The 18,328-nt window shown below is 49.0% G+C and carries 14 protein-coding genes; 4 read left to right on the plus strand and 10 right to left on the minus strand.

Features of this window, described 5'->3' with window-relative positions; translation table 11 throughout:
• Positions 1-14 precede the first annotated feature (14 nt).
• The 4 genes from H6F72_RS06730 to H6F72_RS06745 form a co-directional block, all read right to left on the minus strand.
• Positions 15-2,972 (minus strand): methyl-accepting chemotaxis protein, encoded by a 2,958-nt coding sequence (locus tag H6F72_RS06730; protein WP_190433050.1) that lies wholly within the window; start codon positions 2,970-2,972, stop codon positions 15-17.
• Between the two features lie 125 nt (positions 2,973-3,097).
• The gene (locus tag H6F72_RS06735) at positions 3,098-3,628 is read right to left on the minus strand and encodes a chemotaxis protein CheW (protein ID WP_190433052.1); all 531 of its coding nucleotides are present in this window, start codon (positions 3,626-3,628) and stop codon (positions 3,098-3,100) included.
• A 10-nt stretch (positions 3,629-3,638) separates the two neighbouring features.
• Positions 3,639-4,004, minus strand: coding sequence for a response regulator transcription factor (locus tag H6F72_RS06740; RefSeq protein WP_190433054.1), 366 nt, complete (start codon positions 4,002-4,004; stop codon positions 3,639-3,641).
• A gap of 144 nt (positions 4,005-4,148) precedes the next feature.
• Positions 4,149-5,426, minus strand: coding sequence for a response regulator (locus H6F72_RS06745; protein WP_190433057.1), 1,278 nt, complete (start codon positions 5,424-5,426; stop codon positions 4,149-4,151).
• A gap of 931 nt (positions 5,427-6,357) precedes the next feature.
• On the opposite strand from H6F72_RS06745, the gene hmpF reads away from it, so the two are divergent.
• On the plus strand, positions 6,358-8,181 hold the full coding sequence (hmpF, locus tag H6F72_RS06750; protein WP_242016825.1) for a pilus motility taxis protein HmpF: 1,824 nt from the start codon (positions 6,358-6,360) through the stop codon (positions 8,179-8,181).
• 44 nt (positions 8,182-8,225) lie between these two features.
• Here hmpF and tilS read toward each other — a convergent pair whose 3' ends face one another.
• From tilS to H6F72_RS06765, 3 genes are all read right to left on the minus strand, one after another.
• Entirely contained in the window at positions 8,226-9,209 is a 984-nt protein-coding gene (gene tilS, locus H6F72_RS06755; RefSeq protein WP_190433065.1) for a tRNA lysidine(34) synthetase TilS, read from the minus strand.
• An 87-nt stretch (positions 9,210-9,296) separates the two neighbouring features.
• Positions 9,297-10,328 (minus strand): c-type cytochrome biogenesis protein CcsB, encoded by a 1,032-nt coding sequence (ccsB, locus tag H6F72_RS06760; protein WP_190433067.1) that lies wholly within the window; start codon positions 10,326-10,328, stop codon positions 9,297-9,299.
• Between the two features lie 99 nt (positions 10,329-10,427).
• Complete coding sequence (locus H6F72_RS06765) at positions 10,428-12,194, minus strand: DUF3352 domain-containing protein (RefSeq protein ID WP_190433069.1); 1,767 nt, start codon at positions 12,192-12,194, stop codon at positions 10,428-10,430.
• A 479-nt stretch (positions 12,195-12,673) separates the two neighbouring features.
• Here H6F72_RS06765 and H6F72_RS06770 point away from each other — a divergent pair, with 479 nt between their 5' ends.
• Together H6F72_RS06770 and H6F72_RS06775 are read left to right on the plus strand one after the other, a co-directional pair.
• Complete coding sequence (locus H6F72_RS06770) at positions 12,674-13,411, plus strand: hypothetical protein (protein WP_190433071.1); 738 nt, start codon at positions 12,674-12,676, stop codon at positions 13,409-13,411.
• A 287-nt stretch (positions 13,412-13,698) separates the two neighbouring features.
• Entirely contained in the window at positions 13,699-13,983 is a 285-nt protein-coding gene (locus tag H6F72_RS06775; protein WP_190433073.1) for a hypothetical protein, read from the plus strand.
• A gap of 33 nt (positions 13,984-14,016) precedes the next feature.
• Here the strand turns inward: H6F72_RS06775 and cofH are convergent, their stop codons facing one another.
• A complete protein-coding gene (cofH, locus tag H6F72_RS06780; protein ID WP_190433075.1) occupies positions 14,017-15,171 on the minus strand; it encodes a 7,8-didemethyl-8-hydroxy-5-deazariboflavin synthase subunit CofH in 1,155 nt (384 codons plus the stop codon).
• Between the two features lie 171 nt (positions 15,172-15,342).
• Between cofH and H6F72_RS06785 the strand changes: the two genes are divergently transcribed.
• Complete coding sequence (locus H6F72_RS06785) at positions 15,343-16,989, plus strand: DUF3352 domain-containing protein (RefSeq protein WP_190433077.1); 1,647 nt, start codon at positions 15,343-15,345, stop codon at positions 16,987-16,989.
• Here H6F72_RS06785 and H6F72_RS06790 read toward each other — a convergent pair whose 3' ends face one another.
• Both H6F72_RS06790 and H6F72_RS06795 read right to left on the minus strand, forming a co-directional pair.
• Positions 16,990-18,096, minus strand: a complete 1,107-nt coding sequence (locus tag H6F72_RS06790; protein ID WP_190433078.1) for a 1-acyl-sn-glycerol-3-phosphate acyltransferase — start codon at positions 18,094-18,096, stop codon at positions 16,990-16,992.
• Positions 18,093-18,317 (minus strand): hypothetical protein, encoded by a 225-nt coding sequence (locus tag H6F72_RS06795; protein WP_190433079.1) that lies wholly within the window; start codon positions 18,315-18,317, stop codon positions 18,093-18,095. Before H6F72_RS06795 ends, H6F72_RS06790 begins: the two co-directional genes overlap by 4 nt.
• Positions 18,318-18,328: the final 11 nt, after the last annotated feature.

Here is an 18,328-nt window from a genome sequence, read left to right on the forward strand (position 1 = left end):
GTTAAAAGTTGCCTTTACTGCCGCTCCCCAGCCTCTACACGGAACCGTTCTACGGAAGTTAAGAGGTCGCGCGCAACTCCTACTAAGTTTTGTAGAGAACCCGAAACTCTTTGAGCTTCCTGAGAGGTTTCTTGTGCGGTTAATTCAACCGACTGCATTACCTGAGCGACCGCTCTCGAAGTTTCAGTCTGCTCTACCGTATCGGCAGTAATGGAACGGACAAGGGCATCAATGCGGTTAGACACTTGAATGATGTCTTCGAGCGATCGCTTCGCTTGTTCTGCTAAGCGAGTCCCCTCAATTACCTGTTGAGTTCCTTCTTCCATTGCTGTCATTACGGAGCCTGTCTCGCTCTGAATTTGCAGCACGATCTGCTCAATTTCCTTCGAAGCTTTCGCGGCCCTGTCTGCGAGCTGTCGGACTTCATCAGCCACAATGGCGAAACCACGTCCAGCCTCACCTGCTCTCGCTGCCTCAATACTAGCGTTAAGTGCTAGCAGGTTGGTACGAGAAGCAATTTGGGAAATTAACGCCACAATTTTTGAGATTTCTTGTGACGACTCGGCCAGCCGCTTTACCTTTCGGGTGGTTTCTGCCACTGTTTCGCGGATCTTGAGAATACCGGAAACCGTGCTTTCTACAGCCTCACCTCCTTTGAGCGCTGTCGCAGAGGCTGAGCGAGCCACCTCTTCCGCTTGGCGGGCACTTTCAGCTACCCGTTGAATGGAATCGGTCATGACCTGGACAGAATTGAGGGTGACCGCTAACTCTTCTGCTTGCCGCAAAGCGTCAGACGATAAGCTGCGAGCGAACATTTCACTGTCGGAAGCGCCTTTGTTCACTTGTCGGGCAGCCAACTTCACCTGTTGCACAATCTCGCGCAGGTTTTGAATCGTTAAGTTAAACGAATCTGCCACTGCTCCCAGTACGTCAGCGGTGACTTCTGCCTGAACTGTTAAGTCGCCTCGCGCCGCCCCTTCCACGTCATCTAGGAGGCGAATTACTTGGCGTTGTAGGTCTTCTTTGGCTTGCTCTTGCTCTTCTGCCTTCCGTTGCGCCTCACTTGTAGTCGTGAGGATCACCCGTGCCATTTGGTTAAAGCCAGCGGCTAATTGGCCAAACTCATCTTCTGAATAGACCGAAGCCCGAGCATCTAAATTCCCTTGAGAGACCGCTTGAAATTGAGCTTGCAAGTTATCAGTTGCTCGCTGAATTTGATTGGCGGTTTTGCGCCCCATAAAGTAAGCGACACCACCGCTAGTGACACCAGCCACAACAGCCATGATTAGACCCGTTTGTCGCAAGCTAGCGATGACTTCAGGCCGCTTTTGCTCTACGGCACCCCGCGCTGCCACCCAACTAACAGTTGCCACTGCTAAAGCCGAAATCACTCCCACTGCACCCGCTGTGATCAAGTGCTTGGTTTTAAGCGAGGCGTTGTCTAAGAACGACAACATTCCCTGCTCGGAGGTGACGGTAGGCTCTACGTTGAGGCTATCACTTTGGGTGAAGATGGGGACTTGCTCAGAGTTGCCAGCAATCCCAAATACTTCATCGTCTCGAATAATGGAGCGATCGCCGCTATCGCTGAAATCAACTTCTCCCATATTGGAAAAGCTCAGTCCTGCGCCTGCCTCTGGGGCAGCGCTCTCGTGGCCGCGACGGCTATTTAAGCCGGAAACTGTACCACCCATGCCTCCAAAAGCAGCTGAGCCGACCGAAGGACTAGTGAAACCCGCAGAGCTTTCAGAGATATCAAAGTCAGGTAGGTTGCCTAGATCATCAAATTCATCGAACTCATCTAGAAAGTCGATGCTGCTCTGGCGTCCACCTGCTTCACTAGAGGAGCCTCCGGTCACAGGAGATTCTGGATCTGAGAAGGCGTCGTCAAAGGTGCTAACGTTGTTGTCTTGGGCGTCAAAGCCGTTCCAGTTGGAAGATGAGACGAAAGTTTGCTCATCTTGCTCGTAGTTGCTGGAGTTGTAGCCAGTTGAATCTAAGTCTGTGTAGCCAAAATTATCAGCATTAAAGTCATCTAGTTCCTCATCAGCCATGAAGAGAGTTTCGTCTTCTCTCAAAGGAGGATTGGAGCTGTATGAACTATTGGCAGAAATGTTGCCGCCAGGGAAAGAGTCTAAAGCCGATGGGCGATCGCTAGGGAGGCTTTCCTCCTCAGCCGCATACAACTGAGCATCTGGACTCAGATCATCTTCTGGAAAATCTAGGGGTTGAAAGACATCGTCAAACTGATCGAGCGATGCATCAAACTCACTCTGCCCCAAACTAGAGTCGTGGCCAAAGGGCGAAAACTCCTGGGAAGTCCCAGATTGAGATTGCGGATGAGTTCCTGGATCTTGAGCATCTAGATATTCGTCAAAGGCAAATGGATCGGCAGTATTGTCTAAAGGCTCAGAACTTGCATAAGAACTATTAGCAAATGGATCGGAGAACGGTGTTGCTGTCGCAGGCGTATCAACAGGCTCATCAAAAGCCATTGGCATTTCTGTCAAACCCAAGCCAGAGTCAAAATCGTCGAAGCTTTCTAACTCAGCATTGTTAAAGTCAAAGGCGGGTTCTTCTTGGGCATTCCAGCTTTCTGCGGCTCCATAGTCAGAGCCACCTGAAAAACTATCTAGCTCTTGAACATTAGGAGAGCCATCAGCCAAATTAGCTGCTGAAGCGGCTCCTGCATCCGCATCAGATTCGTTAGTGTAGGCCAATCCACTATTCGCGTAGTCAATAAATTCAGGATCAGAGGTCAAGCCCAGCACCCGTTGATATTGCTCGCGCGCCACATCATACTGCTGGAGTCCGTAGCAGTAAATATGACCCTTTAGAAGATGGACACTGGGGTCATCAGGAAAGTCTTGAGCCAGGCGATCGACAATCGCCGCTGCCTCTTCATAACTGCCCTGATAATATGCCTTCTGGGCTTGTTGATAGTCTTGCGCGTACTCAGTGCTGGATGCCATTTGCCTCCTCCTGCCATTGCACGTATCCCATTTGCTCGAAGCTCACCCTACTTGTATGGATTGGTTTACAGCGGGTGATTGAACCACCTTGCTCAACCCTAAATCTAACTAATTCATGAGCTAACTCATGCTGCCCACCGCGCTGATCGAAGAATTGCAATTTGATCGAGTAGTCGGAGCAATTTGTCGTCTTTATTGTCCGTCATCCATTCGCCCCGCAAAAACGGAGCCATACTATCCGGAACATTCGCTGGCATCTGTACCTCGTCAATGTCTAGCCAATCCATGCCCACAATTCGATCAACTGCTAACCCTAACATGGTGTCTTGATCTTCGACTGCAATGACAGGAATCTCTGGTCTATCTGTATTGAGAGGATTAGCATCGCCTAGAAATTGGCCTAAATCAGCCACCCAAATAACGCGCCCACGTACATTCAGCGTACCCAAAAGCAAAGGGGAAACGTTCGGAATGGGAGTGATCCGATCCGGCGAAGGTGAAATAACTTCCCGAATTCCTGTAGCAGGTAGAGCAAACTCGTTGCCTGAAGATACATAGAATCTTAGGTGCAACTCACCTTCAGGACTTTCTAATTCCTGAAATTCTGGAGCTTGGTCTTGGCCTCTACCTGTTAAAAAATCTGGGTTCCCAACCATTCACGCCTACCTATCCTCGTAGCAGCTGTTTGACTGTTCCAACTAACTCTGTGGGTTGAAAGGGCTTCGCAATATAAGCATCTGCACCTTGTTTCATGCCCCAGTAGCGATCGAACTCCTCACCTTTGGAAGAGCACATCACTACAGGCACATTTTGGGTTTTGGGATCTGCTTTCAAACGACGACAAACCTCATACCCGTTCATGCGAGGCATCACAATATCCAAGACCACTAAGTCAGGGCAATGTGCTTGGATGCGCTCTAACGCCTCTACCCCATCGCTAGCTACAGTAACAGTTAGGCCACTTCCTTTGAGAAGGTCTGTGATCATCTCCCGTTGCGTGACACTATCTTCCACAACTAGAACTGTACTCATAACCACCCTACCTGCTAACTGCAATGGTTAACGGGAAAGATCGACCGCGTACACTCTTAAACTTAATCTTTAGATTTGTGTTAGTCACCTTAATCCTTGATTTTTAGAATAATCACTAATTAATCACTAAAATACCCTCAATGCTTAACTAAAAGGCGCTGAGGAAGCAGAAGCTGGATCGCCAAGGTCAATTTCTAACTCATCTTCTAGCGCATCAGCAAGCAGCCTGTCTGGTTTGGGGCGATCGGGGTCGCCTGAGCCAGCATACTTTTCTACTAGCATGAGTAACTCGTTTTCACCGAATGGTTTGGTCAGGTAGTCAGTCGCCCCGACCATACGAGCCTTGACCCGATCAATAAATCCGTCTTTCCCAGTCAACATCACAATAGGAGTTTGCCGGAAAGCCGTTGATTTGCGTAGCATGGCACAAATTTCGTAACCATCCAACTCCGGCATAGCAATATCACAAAGAATTAGATCTGGCTTGAGTTGAAATACTAAGCTCAGTGCTTTAAGAGGATTCCCAATGGATGTAACTTCATAACCATGTTGACTTAACATGTACTCCACAGTTTTACGAATGCTTGCCCCATCGTCGATACAAACCACTCTGGGAGTTCGAGCCATCTGTAGGGAAAACGGCTGCTTGCTAGCAATTGTTTCTTTGGAGATGGGATATAGCAGTTGTACTAGCCCCTGCTGCACGTAGGGGTAAATAGCTCTGGCAACAGTGAGAATATCTCGGTTGAGATAACGGGCCATCTGTCGGACTGAAGTTTTGCCATCTGCCCAGCGGTGCAGGCTGTTGAAGGCGTTTTCCGGCAAAGCCTCTTGTAGCTGCTTGGCATCAGCAATGATCGGACATTGATCAGGTGATTGAATGTGAGGGTGAAACTGTTTCCACTCTTGGACTTGCTTCATGATCTTGGCCACCAGCGGATTAATCTCCAGAGTGGTGAGTTGAGGAGACAAAGCGGAGCCAATTTCGAAAATAAATGAACCTTGATGGAGACTCAGCAAGTCGAAAAGTGTTTCATGCACCATGCTCTGAATGATGCTACGTCCCTGAGCAGGTGTTAAAACATGATTTTCTAGCAGTGCCCATAAGTAGCCATACTCAGGGGCGTTGATCGCAGCAACCGAGGGGACGGTGACGTTATCGAGTGCGGCTTCTACTTTGTAGCGACGGAGATAGTCACGCAGGCGAAGTAAACTGTCATCCCCTTCTGCGGCATAGACAATTTGGCCATTGAGAAAAAAGACAAACCAAGACTGGGTAGATAGCGATCGCCCGAGACGATCACTGCTGAGCAGGCTTGGCAGAGAACCATAGGCTTCAACACAAAGCTCACCCGTTCTTTGACCTAGCTCAATCAGTTGTAGAATGCTGCGGATGTCTATCTCGTTTAACTTGCCTTGCATGATGCAGCTATGATGCTCTCCAAAGAACAGCTTCGACGCTTGTCAAGTGGAACCCTGACTCAAATCACTTCAAACTTATGGCTTACCGCAGGTGTTCCTACACAAAATAATAACGATCAGTAAGAAATTAAACTTGTGTTAAAACTTTTACCAACCTCCTACGAGTTTTCTTTTATGGCAGCCCGTTACTGATAGAACTAAACATTGAGCGATTTTCCTCGTTCGTAACATTAAAGATTTGCTTGTCAACAAACCAAAAGAATTTTTTGGTGGTACTTGGAAATGCCATAGAAGTTACTGCTTCGACATCACTACTAAAAATGATGCTAAATTGTGGGGATGGGATGAGTCCACTGAAGTATATATTTCAGTTTAGTTTAAGACTTCAGCAGGTCTACTGGCATCTTCAATTCTTGGCCTGAAGCCAGAATCGGAACTGTGGATTCTAAATTTGTTGCTTTTACGATAAAAATTTGATTATTCAGATCCAATAGCTTTTTCTCACCGTAACGTGGGTTGTAGGGGTTAGTATGATGGCGCTAGGCTTTTACTTCGAGTGAATAGCTCTACTGCTTCATCTTTAATGGAGCTTTATATAGCGCTACTCACTGTAAGAGTCCTTAGTAAAGTCAATGTACATTGACTTCAGGTGGCAGCAAGTTGAGAGGCAAAACAGTCTAAGGATACGATGACGCTAAGACCGCTGCGTTTTCGGGTTGCAGAAGTGTTTGAGGATATGCCCCTCCCCAGAGACTGCTTGCAGCGAGCAACAGGTAAAAACCAATAAACTAGAGACGGTAGGAGCAGTAGACTCATCATGAACCTCTCATATTTATGTAGGTGGATTCAGTAGCGTTCCCAGCAGGAAGCCCAGTGTTAAAGAATATTGCTCAACCAATGTTCTCTTCTTAAACTGGGTTTAGCAGGGCGAATGAAACTGCTGGCAGAAGGCTTATCTGACACAAGGAACTGGGCATCGACACGGAAGAGGACGATTGGCGTGCTGTATCTAGCAGAAGTACAAAAAAAGACCGGATTCATTGGTAGTGGTAAGGCAGAGCTAAAGTTGCTGGCTTGTCAGCGCTCTGAGCAGAGTTGGGCTGCTGTCCCTGGGGAAGAAGTTATTCCTTCAGATGAGGCGAATAGCTTTAACGCAGGAGCCTTGGTACTAGCTGACTTGACTGCAAATAAGCAGGTGCAGCGGCTACAGGAAGCCTCCCGCCAGCTAGTGACTATTCTGCAAAATTTCTCTCGGCTGCAAGAAAAGTTTAAGACCCAGGAAGAAGAAATTGAGCAGTGGAAGCAGTCTCTGACTTATCAAAGCCAAGAGCTTAATCGCCGTGAAATGGAAATGGAAGCGCGGCGGGAGCAGCTTCAGCAAATAGAAGAAGATTTTGAGCAGCTAGAGCAGCAGCGCCAAGAAATTGAGCGATCGCGAGAAGAAGCCAACCGACTCCGGGAAGAATTAGAGCGCCGCAACCAGGAACTGGAGGGAGCTTGGGCTCACCTACATGGTGAAATGCGACGCTTAGAGGAACGCCAATCCGAGATTCAGCAATCGGCGGTTCTAGATGATGAACAAGCCGGTAAAATTCAGGATCTATTGAACCGCTTATCTGGCTCCGTAGCTCCCACCGAATCGGCTCGTGAGCAACTGAATTTAGCCGTTGAAATCATCAATGGCCAGCAAAACATTCTGACCGAACATTGGCAGCGACTAGAACAACAACGGGCCAGCGCTCAACAGCTACAACAAGAGGTTGATCGTCAAGCCCAAGATCTACAAAATCGCTGGAATGAGTGGCAACAAGCCCAGACTTCTTTGGAGCAGGCCAAAGCTGAGTTGAAAGCACAGCAAAATGCTCTAAACCTCAAGCAAGACTATGCCCAGACGCTAGGTCTGCAACTGCAAAACCAGGAAGAGCTCCATCAGCAACTGTATCGGCTATCGGAAACTTCTGACAAAGTTAAGATTAGCCCTAAAGTTGACGTTGAAGCGCTAGAAACGATGCCGCTGGGCGAGCTTCAAGGAGTCCTTCAAGATCTCCAGCGTGACTGGGAAAAAATCCTCCGTTTCGTTAATGACCAGGAAGAAGAGTTAGGTTTTCAACAGCAAACGATTGAAGAGGTGCAAGCGCAGATTCAGCAGGCCAGCGAGTATGACCGTCTCCGGCTAGAGACCGAGCTAGCGGATGAGCAAGACCGCTATCAAATGCTGAACGAAACCTTGGTGGGACAACGACGCAACCTCAAGGAACGGGAAGAAATTCTAGCGCAACACCAAGCTGTTTTACTGCGACGAGAAGGCAAATCAGAAGCGGTGAAACAAGAGAGTGAAATTGACCTAGCACCTGCCTTAATTCAGATCGAAAACATTAAGCAGCAGCAAGCGGAAGAACTGCAAAAGCTAGAAAACCAGATTGAACAAATGCGGGGGGCGATTCAACAAGCCCAAAGCATGGTCGATCATCAATCCAATGAGCAGACCCAGAAACAGAACGAGCTGAAGCAGCTAGAGCAAAACCTGCAAACTCAGCGAGCTAATTTGGCGGAGCTGTCGGGTAAGGTCAGTCTCTATCAAGAGATGATGCAACCCGTGCAAGACCATGTAGATGGAGTACGGCAAAAGCTGGAAGCGATCGCGGGTGTCTTGAACCAAGTGCAAGAAGCCAGTGATTACCAACTGCAAGCGATCGCCGAAATGCGACAAGTGCTAGTCGGCTTGATGAATACGCCAGAGTTAGCAGCCCCTTAGCTTGTACCGTTTAGATAAGTGTAGGTGGATGGATTAGCACAGACCTAAAGCTGTTTTAGCCAAATCCATTCACCTTCTACTACCGCGATCGCCCCTCCCGGAAACGGATCAGTTTGCGATCGGTTGGGGGCTGTAATCAGGTTGGTCACCTTTTCAATTTGTTCAAAATTAAGCGCCTTGGTCAGGGCTGCTTGGAGAAACTGCCGAACTACTCGTCTTTGCAGCGCGAGAGGAGCAGACCCTAGCACCAATCGATTCAAACCTCTTTGAGAGGGGTGTTGGGCTTGCTGGCGTAGCACGATCGCAGCTTGCTCCAAATATTCCACATCTGCCTGGAGCAACTCGGTCGCTTGTGCCAAAGCTTTTTCTACTTGCGGATTAAAGTGCTGCTGTAAGTAAGGCAGTAATTCTTGCCGAATCCGATTGCGGGCATACTTCAAATCCTGATTGGTCGAGTCTTCCCAAACGGGTAAGTTAAACACTTGGCAGAATTGAGCAGTTTCTGGCCTCGTCAAATTTAGTAGAGGCCGCACCAGCATAATTTCTGGGCTTAAGGCTCGTTGCCAAGTCAAAGCTTGCAACCCATCGGCTCCGCTGCCCCGCATCAAGTTGTAGAGCAACGTTTCAGCGCGATCGCTAGCAGTGTGACCTGTCACTAAGCACTGGTAGGCATGAGCCTGAGCAATTTCGGTGAGTGCTTGATAGCGCCAGGCTCTTGCAGCTGCTTCGCTGGGTAAAGCTTGAGTGGCAGTACGTTGATAAAACTCAACTTGCCAACTTTGCGCTAACTGTTGCACATGAGCAGCATTCGCCTCTGAGTCGGCTCGCCAGCGGTGGTCACAGTGCGCGATCGCGACCTGCCAATTCCACTTGGGCTGCAAGTCTAAAAGTAATTTTGCTAGGCAGAGCGAATCTTGCCCGCCAGAGACGGCAATTAATAACCGCCGTTGTCGGGGTAGTAACTGCCGCGATCGCAGAGTTTGATGAACTTTGGCATGTAGAGGTGTCCAAGTAGAAGGAGCACTCATAGACCCTAGTACGGCTAAATCATGTCAAAAAATAAGCAGCCAGCTCTTCAATTGAGAACTGACTGCAACTGCAAAATAACTTGCGGTTTAGAAGAACCAGCCGTAGCTGTGGAGTCCTTTACCCAGCAGGTTAACTCCTAGATAGCAGATCCAGACGACCACAAAGCCACTGGCTGCCAAAATCGCGGGACGACGACCTTGCCACCCTTTAGTGATCCGCGCATGGAGATAAGCTGCGAAAACTAGCCAGGTAATTAAGGCCCAGGTTTCTTTCGGATCCCAGCTCCAGTAAGAACCCCAAGCTTCGTTGGCCCACACCGCACCCGCAATGATACCAATGGTGAGGAGAGGGAAGCCAAGACCAATAATCCGATAGCTGATGTTGTCTAAGGTTGAGGCCAAGCTCAGACGCTGAGGCGAAAGGAGTTCGCTAGTAGCTGTTTCAGCGCCAACCGCATTCAGGACTGCAGTGCCGCCACTACCGTTGCTGTCAGCAGCATAAGCTAACGCGGGTTCAGTGCTCACTTCTGAGTTGACTTCTTCTCCCGCCCGACGTAAGCGATAGGCTCCTTCGCGGAAGCCACCTGTGCCGACCGAACTGCCGTGTAACTCGATTTTTTGGCCTCTTGTGGCAATCAAAAAGGCGATCGCTAGCAGTGCTCCCACCATCAAAGTGGCGTAGCTGAGCATCATGACACTGACATGCATCATCAGCCAGTTAGACTTGAGGGCGGGTACTAAGGGTGCCGAAGCCTGCATTTCGTCTGGTAGGGTCAAGGCGGCAAAAGCAGTAATCCCCATCGTCACCGGAGCGGTGATAGTCCCCACCCAGCGGCTACGGCTCATGTTCTCCGCGATCAGGTGGATGGTAGTCAAACCCCAAACTAGGAAAAACAAAGATTCATAGAGATTACTGATGGGAAAATAACCTGCTTCTAGCCACCGAGCCGCTAGAAGGGCTGCTGTGCAGAGGTTAGCGATCGCCATCCCAGTGGTGCCTAATGCTGGCAAGAGCGGAATCTTGGGAAACGCTGCCCCGATCCAGTAGATCAGCATGGTGACAAATAAAACGGCAAACGAGACATTGTCTAACTTGCCTTGAAGTTCAACCAAATCCATCGACGCTCTCCCAACAGTTTTGCAGACTGGATGCTAATAAGGCTGATCCTATCCTATCGACTCCTGGGTCTTGTCGGTAGCCTACCTATCAAGTGGCTCCTAAGGAGATGGCGTGGGAGAAGCTTCTGGAGCAGGGGTCGGTGATGCTGTGGGGCTAGAAGTTGCATCAGGGCTGGCATCAGGACTTGGTAGTGACCCTGGCTTATTACCTTGACGCAAACGCACAAACACATCGTAGCGAGTCGTGCGTTCGTCGCTGATGGCTCCTGTCACTCCGATCGCCTGAATTGCTTTTGCCCAAACCTGACTGCTGGGGGCCAGCCGAATCAAAGCTAGGTTGCTGCTCAGGGTGCGATCGACATCAATAAAGAAGTGCCCATTATTTGGTTTTAGCTCTGCGGGTACAGTGGACTGGAATAATTCACTGGTGGCTAAAGGAGTTGCAGGCTTAGGAATAATGCTGGTAGCAACAGGCGCACCCACCGTCAAAAAGGCAACATTACTATCTAACCAGCCATGACTGGCGATCGCGCCTCCTAAAGCAGGCGACCACGTAATTGTGGATTGATTGCCAACTTTGACTTCATTGACCTTGAAGTTGTACCGCTTGGCCATCACCTCATCCAGTTGCTTGAATGCTTTGTCGGCAGCTCGGCGATCGCTCGCTTGCACCATAAACATCAAGCCAGCGGGTAAATCTGTCGGCGCTTTCTGTGGATTGGAAATTAAAGCCAGGGAAAACTCTCCATCCATCCACTTCAGCAAATCTTTGTCCAGGTCCAAACCCGTCTGGGTTTGCAGCCCCTCTCGTAAAACCTGGGGATTGGTCAGGTTAGGCGAAGTGGCGGTGTTGGTTCCCTGAATGTACTGTTCCCAAAGCTGCTTGAGATTGCCACCCGAAGCCATGACCAAAGTTTCCGCAGGCAAGCGGTTAGTCATATTCTTGGCCGCATTCGCAACCGTGTACTTTTTCTTGCTATCTGGCTTCAACCAAGCCACGCTCTGAACCTGAATGCCCTGTGGCTGCAAACTAAAGGCAGCGGTCAAGCCTTGGATTTGCTGGCTGAGGCTTTCTGGCGCAACCGGAACGGCTGAACTGGTGGAGGCTACCGCTGCTGCTGCTGGCACATTGACATATAGGTTGGCAAAGCCTTGATTCGTACCAATCTTGTTAAGGGCGGCGGTATATCCAGGAGCGTTGAGGAGAGAAACACCACCTTTATAAGTGTCGATCGCTTGATCGGTGATCTTGGGATCGGTCGTAACCACCAAGAAGCGTCCATCTAGAACAGTAGCGGAGTAATTCTGGGTCGGTGCTCCCTGGGTTTCTCGGATCTGAAAGCCTTTGTAGTCCCGCTGCGTCCACTGAGTCCCCCCTCCAGTTTTGGGCTGAGAGAGTGCTTGCTGCGCTTGACCCGGATTGGTGATGGGTAGAACCAATACTACCGATTGTTGGCCTCCCGGAGTGGGAGCAGGCAGGGTAGGGGAGGGGCTGGCGGGTGTGGCTGTTTGAGAAGGTAGGAAGGCGAAAGTTGCTTGTCTGCCAACCCAGGGTTGAATATCTTTTTGGTAGTTATAGCCGTTGGCTGTCAGCAGGCGATCGCGCCACTGAGCCAAGTTTTGGTCTACTAAGGCTTGGGTTTCTGGGGTGCCAAATTGTCTGAGGGTTTGCCACTGCCCTGGATCAGTCGAGACCGAAACTGCCATGAGCGCGGTTTGCGGAATGATGTTGGCTCCCACGGGTAGCTCGCCTGACCCAGTGTTTCTCTGAGTAATAAACCAGTAGGTCGCTGCTCCCCCTGCAATCAGTAAGCCTGCGGCTCCTAGCGTTAGTGGTAGAGCAACCTTATTTTTCTTGTCGATCATGACCCCAAGCTCTCTTAGCCAGACAGAATACGCAACGCCGTTGACACTCTAGCAAAGTATTATCGGCCTGTGGCCTGCTAAATCCGGATATCTATCCAGGAGAAATCGATCAGTCATTGCTTCGTCTCACATAGGTCTCTACCGAAAATAATTATTTTCCCCATTGGAGGGCATGTCAAAGATTTTTCAATTCTGCTGAATTTAAACCAATTGCTATTGGAGAAATGGGACTTCTCACGTTTTGTCCTTCTTGACTCAAGATATGCGCATAAATCGGTTCGACAACATATATTGCTGAGAGATTCCACCCATCTATTACATTTGAAGTGTTATAGGAAACCTTTCGTCCAATCACTACCTACGAGCATGTTATACAAAAAGTTGCAGTCCAATAATGGCTAGCTTACTTTGTGTTCCAATTGAGATATGAATGTAAATTTCTCCAGATCATTGGAGATTGTGTAGACGCTAAATAGATTATGGTTACCACCGATATTTCTAAATCTACTCAATTAAATATGGAATTGGACGCAAGACGGATCTTAGAAATCCTACAGGATAAGGGAGTGGAGAATCTTTATCACGCTAATACCGTACAAACTGCTTGTACCTTTTTACAGTCTGGACGGTTGATGGCTCGCGGTGTTGTAAAAGAAATGGGACTCCACCAAACCTCCCAAAATTCCGACAAAATTGACAAGAAATATAACATCTGGTTCGATCTATTTTTAGATAGTGTAGACATTCATGATCGGATTAAACGTAGAAATGAATATGGTCCTGCTTTATTCGTTTTTGATTTAGAAGCATTAGAGCAAGATTGGCTACCATCGCTATGGGTTACAAAATCTAATCCTATCCAATGGAAAGATAACGAGCGACTTACCGATAGATATTTTTCCAGTGAGGACGAGTTTAAACAAGAGCATCGATATGGTGAATTTAAGCAAATGCTGGTCCTACGCCATTGCGGCGGAATATTGCCATTAGACCCTTACTTGAAAAAAGTATATTTAGATAATCCCCAAAAAAAATTAGGTACAGTTGATCTATATAGCCAAGCTGTAGGCGCGTTAAAGGTTTCTGCCAGAATATCTGGAATGAAGAACTTAATTATTCAACCTTACCCCTGTAAACCTAAATGCAGTTGTGTTAGCGAGTATGAAAAATTATCTAAATCTAAATTGAAAAAATTTTTTGCACCTAATTTTGTTTAAAGACTAATGAAGTAAATTCTTTCAGAATCCATTATTTAGTAATTTTAGAATGCGGGATATGATAACTCTTTAAACTAATCCATCAAGCAATCGCTAGCGTGATATCTCACGTTGCAAGATTAAGAGGTGATTTATAAAGTAAATCTTAAGAAGCTCGAACATCATAATCTGTTTGACTTTGAGCTTGTGATCGTTTGAGAAAAGCAACTGTTCAAAAGTCCTTGATTTATAACGGTTCCAGGAGACTTTACAAATCAGCTCTAAGATGTAGGGTACACGAAAGCCATATGACACTTGCCCTTAACCTGTCACCTGAGTTAGAGCAATATCTTTTACAGGAAACCACTCAGCAAGGGCTTTCGGTGGAAGCATTGGCATTGCAACTTTTGGCAAGTTCTTTCTTACTGAAGCAAAAGCAAACTGAAGCCGTTAACCTACTTCAGTCTTGGATGGACCACGAGAATGATCAGGAACAGCAGGCGACAGGCCAATATTTAATCCACACCTTAGAGGATGATCGGTTGTCTGAACGCAAGTTATTTCCGCCTAAGCTGAAAGGTGTCACTTGGTAAGCCGAGTCATCGCTTTAAAAGTTAGAAAGTAGTTCAAGAAGTCACTAGAGCTGGAGTTGCGATCGCGTTATACAAAGTATCTCGTTGCTGATGTGGTCGGCCTAGAGAACTAATCGCGGCTTGTAACGTATCAACTTCCATACAAGTGCCGCCTTGGGCTCCCGCCATTGAGGTGATGTGCTCCTCCATCAAAGTGCCGCCGATATCGTTGCAGCCCCAAGTCAGAGCTTCTGTTGCCCCTGCTAATCCGAGCTTGACCCAACTGGGTTGGTGGTTAGGAATCCAGCGACCTAAGTAAATGCGAGCCACCGCCATCAGCAGCAAGGCGTCAGCCAGAACGGGTTGATCGCGCCCAACTCGACGGCGTAGCGGTTTGGGCGCTTCCTGACCGACAAAGGGCAACAGAATAAACTCAGTAATGCCGCGATCGCCTCGGTCTTGAGCAGATTGCTGGAGCGATCGCAGCAAATCCAGATGCTTGATCTGTTGCTCTGGGGTTTCGATGTGCCCAGAGAGCATGGTGCTAGTCGTCGGCATTCCCACACGGTGAGCCGTGGCGACGATTTCCAACCAGGTTGCACTGTCAGTCTTCTCTGGGCAGAGAATGCGACGCACTTCATCGTCTAGCACTTCTGCGGCGGTTCCTGGCATAGAGCCAACGCCCGCTGCTTGTAGGGCAGCAATCACTTCGGAATAGCTTAAATTATCTTCCCGCGCGATGAACTGCACCTCCTGAGGTGAGAAAGCATGGAGATGCAGGTGGGGAAATTGGCGAGTAATCGTTTCTACAACTTGGCAATAGTAGGCTAGGGAACTGCCATTAAGTTTGGCTTCCAGATTCAGCCCGCCTTGCATACAAATTTCGGTGGCACCCCGTTGCACTGCATCTGTAGCTTTTTCGAGAACCTTGGCATTATCCAGCCAATAAGCACCCTCATCTCCTGCATCCCGGCGAAAGGCACAAAAGCTACAGTGCTGCTCGCAGATATTCGTGAAGTTGATATTGCGGTTGATGACGTAAGTAACAGTGTTGCCTGCTTGCTGCTGGCGCAATTGGTCTGCCGCTTCTCGAATGGCAACGATCGCGGCTGGCTCTGTTTGTTGCAGCAGCGTCACCCCTGCCTTTGGAGAAATGTCGTCGCCCGCTAAGGCGCGGTGCAAAATCGCGTCAACTCTGTTGTTAGTCACAAGAAATTCTTAAAGAAGGATTCAATCTTTGATCCATTGTGGCAGGGAACACTGGAATCAAGCCGAAGAATTGTGTTTCCTCTATCAAGCCCAGCGCTCATTCCGTCTTAGCTTTCGCCCCGTTTCACATTAGAGCTTAAAATTCCACGCTACTAGGAGAACTTGGTTCCCATGTCTGCTTTCAAAAAAGTATTATTGCCTGTTGCTGCGATCGCGGTTGTTGTTGGGGGTGCTGCTTACTGGTTCATGAAAGGCGGCCCCATTGATTCATCCAGTCCCGCTGCGAGTGCGGAAGTGGTGCCTGATGAAGCGCTGATGGCTACTTTCATTGCGAGTGATGCCAAAGGTTGGGACCAACTGCAACAGTTTGGCACCCCAGAGGCTCAGAAGTTTGTGGGTCAAGGAGTGCAAAGCTTCCAGGCTTCATTGCTCAAAGGCAGCCAACTCAACTATGACAAAGACCTGAAGCCTTGGGTGGGCAATGTCATGGTGGCCGTGCTACCGAGTGCGTCTGAAGGCACCCAACAGTCGGACACCCTACTCGTAGTGGGCATTAAGGACAAAGTTCGAGCTTTAGCCTTTGCCAATCAAGCCAAGTCCCAGCCCGGAGTCCAAACTCGAGAGAGTGATTACAAAGGCATCAAAATCTCAGCCACCACGCAAAAGGATCAGCCCAACAGCACGATTTACAGTGCCGTGCTCAGCGATCGCCTGGTGCTTGCCCACAAAAAAGCCACGGTAGAACAAGCAGTCGATACGTTCAAGGGTGCGCCTTCCTTTGCCGATAAATCCGGGGCGGCTCGACTGATGGCAACGGGCGTAGATGTAGAAAATCCGATCGCGCAGATTTATTTACCCAACTACGGCACTTCGGTCAAACAACTGATCGCCAACAGCCCGCAAGCGTCCCAAATTCCGCCGCAAAGCATGCAGCAGTTAGACCAGGTGGAATCCTTGGTCGTGGGTGTGGGCGTAGATGATTCTGGGCTGCGGGTGAAAGCCAAGGCGAAAGCGAAACCTCAAGCCACCGCCATGCAGTACAAACCCGTTCCAGGCAAAGTAGTCGCTGCCTTTCCGACAGACACGATCGCCTTAGTGACTGGGCAAGGCCTGAAAGCTGCCTGGACAACAATGGTAGAGCAGGCTCAAAACGTGCCCCAGAGCCAGATAGTGGTTGACACTGTGAGGCAACAGCTACAGGCTGTCAACCTGGATGCTGATCAAGAAGTGTTTGGCTGGATGGATGGAGAATTTGGCCTAGGGGCGATCGCCCTCAATCAAGGCGTGCTGTCTTCGGTTGGCTTTGGCGGCGTGTTGGTGCTAGAAACCAGCGATCGTACGACTGCCGAGGCTACCTTGACCAAACTAGATGCGATCGCCCAAAAGAACTTTATGCAGGTGGCGCAACGCAATGTGGATGGCAAAACTATTACTGAATGGAAATTGCCACAACAGGAAAGCGTTTTGGGGCACGGTTGGCTGAACCAAAATTCTCTCTTTATCGCAGTGGGTAGCCCCCTCATTGATGGCATGACCGCACCAGCCAAGCAGCCTCTAGATCAAAGCGCTGCCTTCAAAACGGTGACAAGTTCTTTGGCTAAGCCGAATGCAGGCTACTTTTATCTCGACATGGACAAAATCATGGCCGTGATGAATACCAGCCTGTTAAAAACTCAAACCAGCAGCATTACACCTGAGACAACTGCCATGCTGAACTCTATTCGTGGCCTTGGCATCACCGTGACCCAACCAGACAAAACCACCGCTCAGGTCGAGATGCTCTTAGCCCTCAAACCCAAAGCGGTGAGCCTAAAGTAGCTACTTGCTTTTCGCGCTGCTACGAATCTGGTTGAGTTGATCTTGAAGTTGCGATCGCAAAGCTTGGGCTTGTTGGTAAGCGTGCGATCGCTTGGGCTGATCTGGTGCTGTAACTCCTGCTTCCTGCCAAGGTTGGTAGAGCGGTTGCACCGTATACTTGAGCCGCGATCGCATGGCCCACACGCCCATTGAGGGAAAGAGCACAAACGCTACCATCAGCAACGAAATGGGAAACAGCGGCAGCTTGATCCAACGAGCTAAGGTTTTGAAGTTCCAGGCCCAAGGGTGCAACAATTCATTGCCGATGCAAGTTACTGGCAAAATTGGCACATGGTGGCGATCGCTGACTTGAATAAAACTAGGGTCAAACGTAGTCAACTGATAGCGCTGCCGCCACCCCTTAATCAAGCCGCGCCAGCCTTCTGGGGCATAAAGTACTACCGTTTCTGTCTCTGCATTAGCTACGGCTACTTCAAAAGTTTGACGCTCCGCCCTTACCCCACCTAAGACTTGAGGCCAACTCGGAGGGAGCCACCAATTCAACCAAGGATGATCAAAGAAAATGGTGTGAGCTAGCGGCTGGATCACCCAATTTCGTTCCTGCTTAAGTAACCAACCTAAACTGATAAAATCCCAGGGGAAAGCCATACCTGCGTGATTCATCACCACGACCAGTGGGCCTGTGACAGGCAAATGCTCTAGCTGGTGCAACTCTGCCCGGAAATAGTGTTGCACAATTGGACCCAGGATTTCATCTTGAAATGCTTGTTGATAAGCAGGGTTAACATTGCCTCCTTCAGATCGGGGTGCCCGACAACCGAGTCGCAACCAGCGGATAAGAGAGGCTAGGTAAAAGCCTCCCGGAATCAGAAACAGCATGTAATCCAACCAATTCCAGCCTTCAGGATCGTCATGGTAATGCTGCCAGTGGCGATTAAACAAAATCAGCCAGCCCGGTGGATACCACAGGCAAAACCAGTCAAACCAAATAAAACGATAAGCAGAAGGCGACTTAAGCGCAGGTGAACAATGCTGCTCCGTAGAATTGGGGCACGAATCGTAGGGAGAGTCGCTGGCATCGTTGTAGGCCGTATGATCCCAGTTCATGTTGTGTACAGAGAGCAATTTGGGAATCTGCCTACTTGGTTCGCTTCAACGATCGCATTGCGGCACTCCATCAAACTGGCTCCAGTGCGTCGGGAAAGTTCCTGTAGGTTAATGCCTGGATGACTTGCTTGGGGTGCTTCTAAATACAGTTCATAGGCCACCTCTAGCACTTTAGAATTCAGTTGTAGTGGCCGAATAGTGGTTTCTAATAAGCTAAACATAGTGACATACC

Origin of the sequence: Trichocoleus sp. FACHB-46 (assembly GCF_014695385.1) — a bacterium.
Lineage (GTDB): Bacteria > Cyanobacteriota > Cyanobacteriia > FACHB-46 > FACHB-46 > Trichocoleus.

Excerpts from the sequence above, each read along its gene's own strand:
- H6F72_RS06775 (WP_190433073.1), top strand. The coding sequence starts at position 13,699 with ATGACACTTGCCCTTAACCTGTCACCTGAGTTAGAGCAATATCTTTTA.
- H6F72_RS06730 (WP_190433050.1), bottom strand. The coding sequence starts at position 2,972 with ATGGCATCCAGCACTGAGTACGCGCAAGACTATCAACAAGCCCAGAAG.
- H6F72_RS06765 (WP_190433069.1), bottom strand. The coding sequence starts at position 12,194 with ATGATCGACAAGAAAAATAAGGTTGCTCTACCACTAACGCTAGGAGCC.
- ccsB (WP_190433067.1), bottom strand. The coding sequence starts at position 10,328 with ATGGATTTGGTTGAACTTCAAGGCAAGTTAGACAATGTCTCGTTTGCC.
- H6F72_RS06745 (WP_190433057.1), bottom strand. The coding sequence starts at position 5,426 with ATGCAAGGCAAGTTAAACGAGATAGACATCCGCAGCATTCTACAACTG.
- H6F72_RS06785 (WP_190433077.1), top strand. The coding sequence starts at position 15,343 with ATGTCTGCTTTCAAAAAAGTATTATTGCCTGTTGCTGCGATCGCGGTT.
- H6F72_RS06740 (WP_190433054.1), bottom strand. The coding sequence starts at position 4,004 with ATGAGTACAGTTCTAGTTGTGGAAGATAGTGTCACGCAACGGGAGATG.
- H6F72_RS06795 (WP_190433079.1), bottom strand. The coding sequence starts at position 18,317 with ATGTTTAGCTTATTAGAAACCACTATTCGGCCACTACAACTGAATTCT.
- tilS (WP_190433065.1), bottom strand. The coding sequence starts at position 9,209 with ATGAGTGCTCCTTCTACTTGGACACCTCTACATGCCAAAGTTCATCAA.
- H6F72_RS06790 (WP_190433078.1), bottom strand. The coding sequence starts at position 18,096 with ATGAACTGGGATCATACGGCCTACAACGATGCCAGCGACTCTCCCTAC.
- H6F72_RS06735 (WP_190433052.1), bottom strand. The coding sequence starts at position 3,628 with ATGGTTGGGAACCCAGATTTTTTAACAGGTAGAGGCCAAGACCAAGCT.
- hmpF (WP_242016825.1), top strand. The coding sequence starts at position 6,358 with ATGAAACTGCTGGCAGAAGGCTTATCTGACACAAGGAACTGGGCATCG.
- H6F72_RS06770 (WP_190433071.1), top strand. The coding sequence starts at position 12,674 with ATGGTTACCACCGATATTTCTAAATCTACTCAATTAAATATGGAATTG.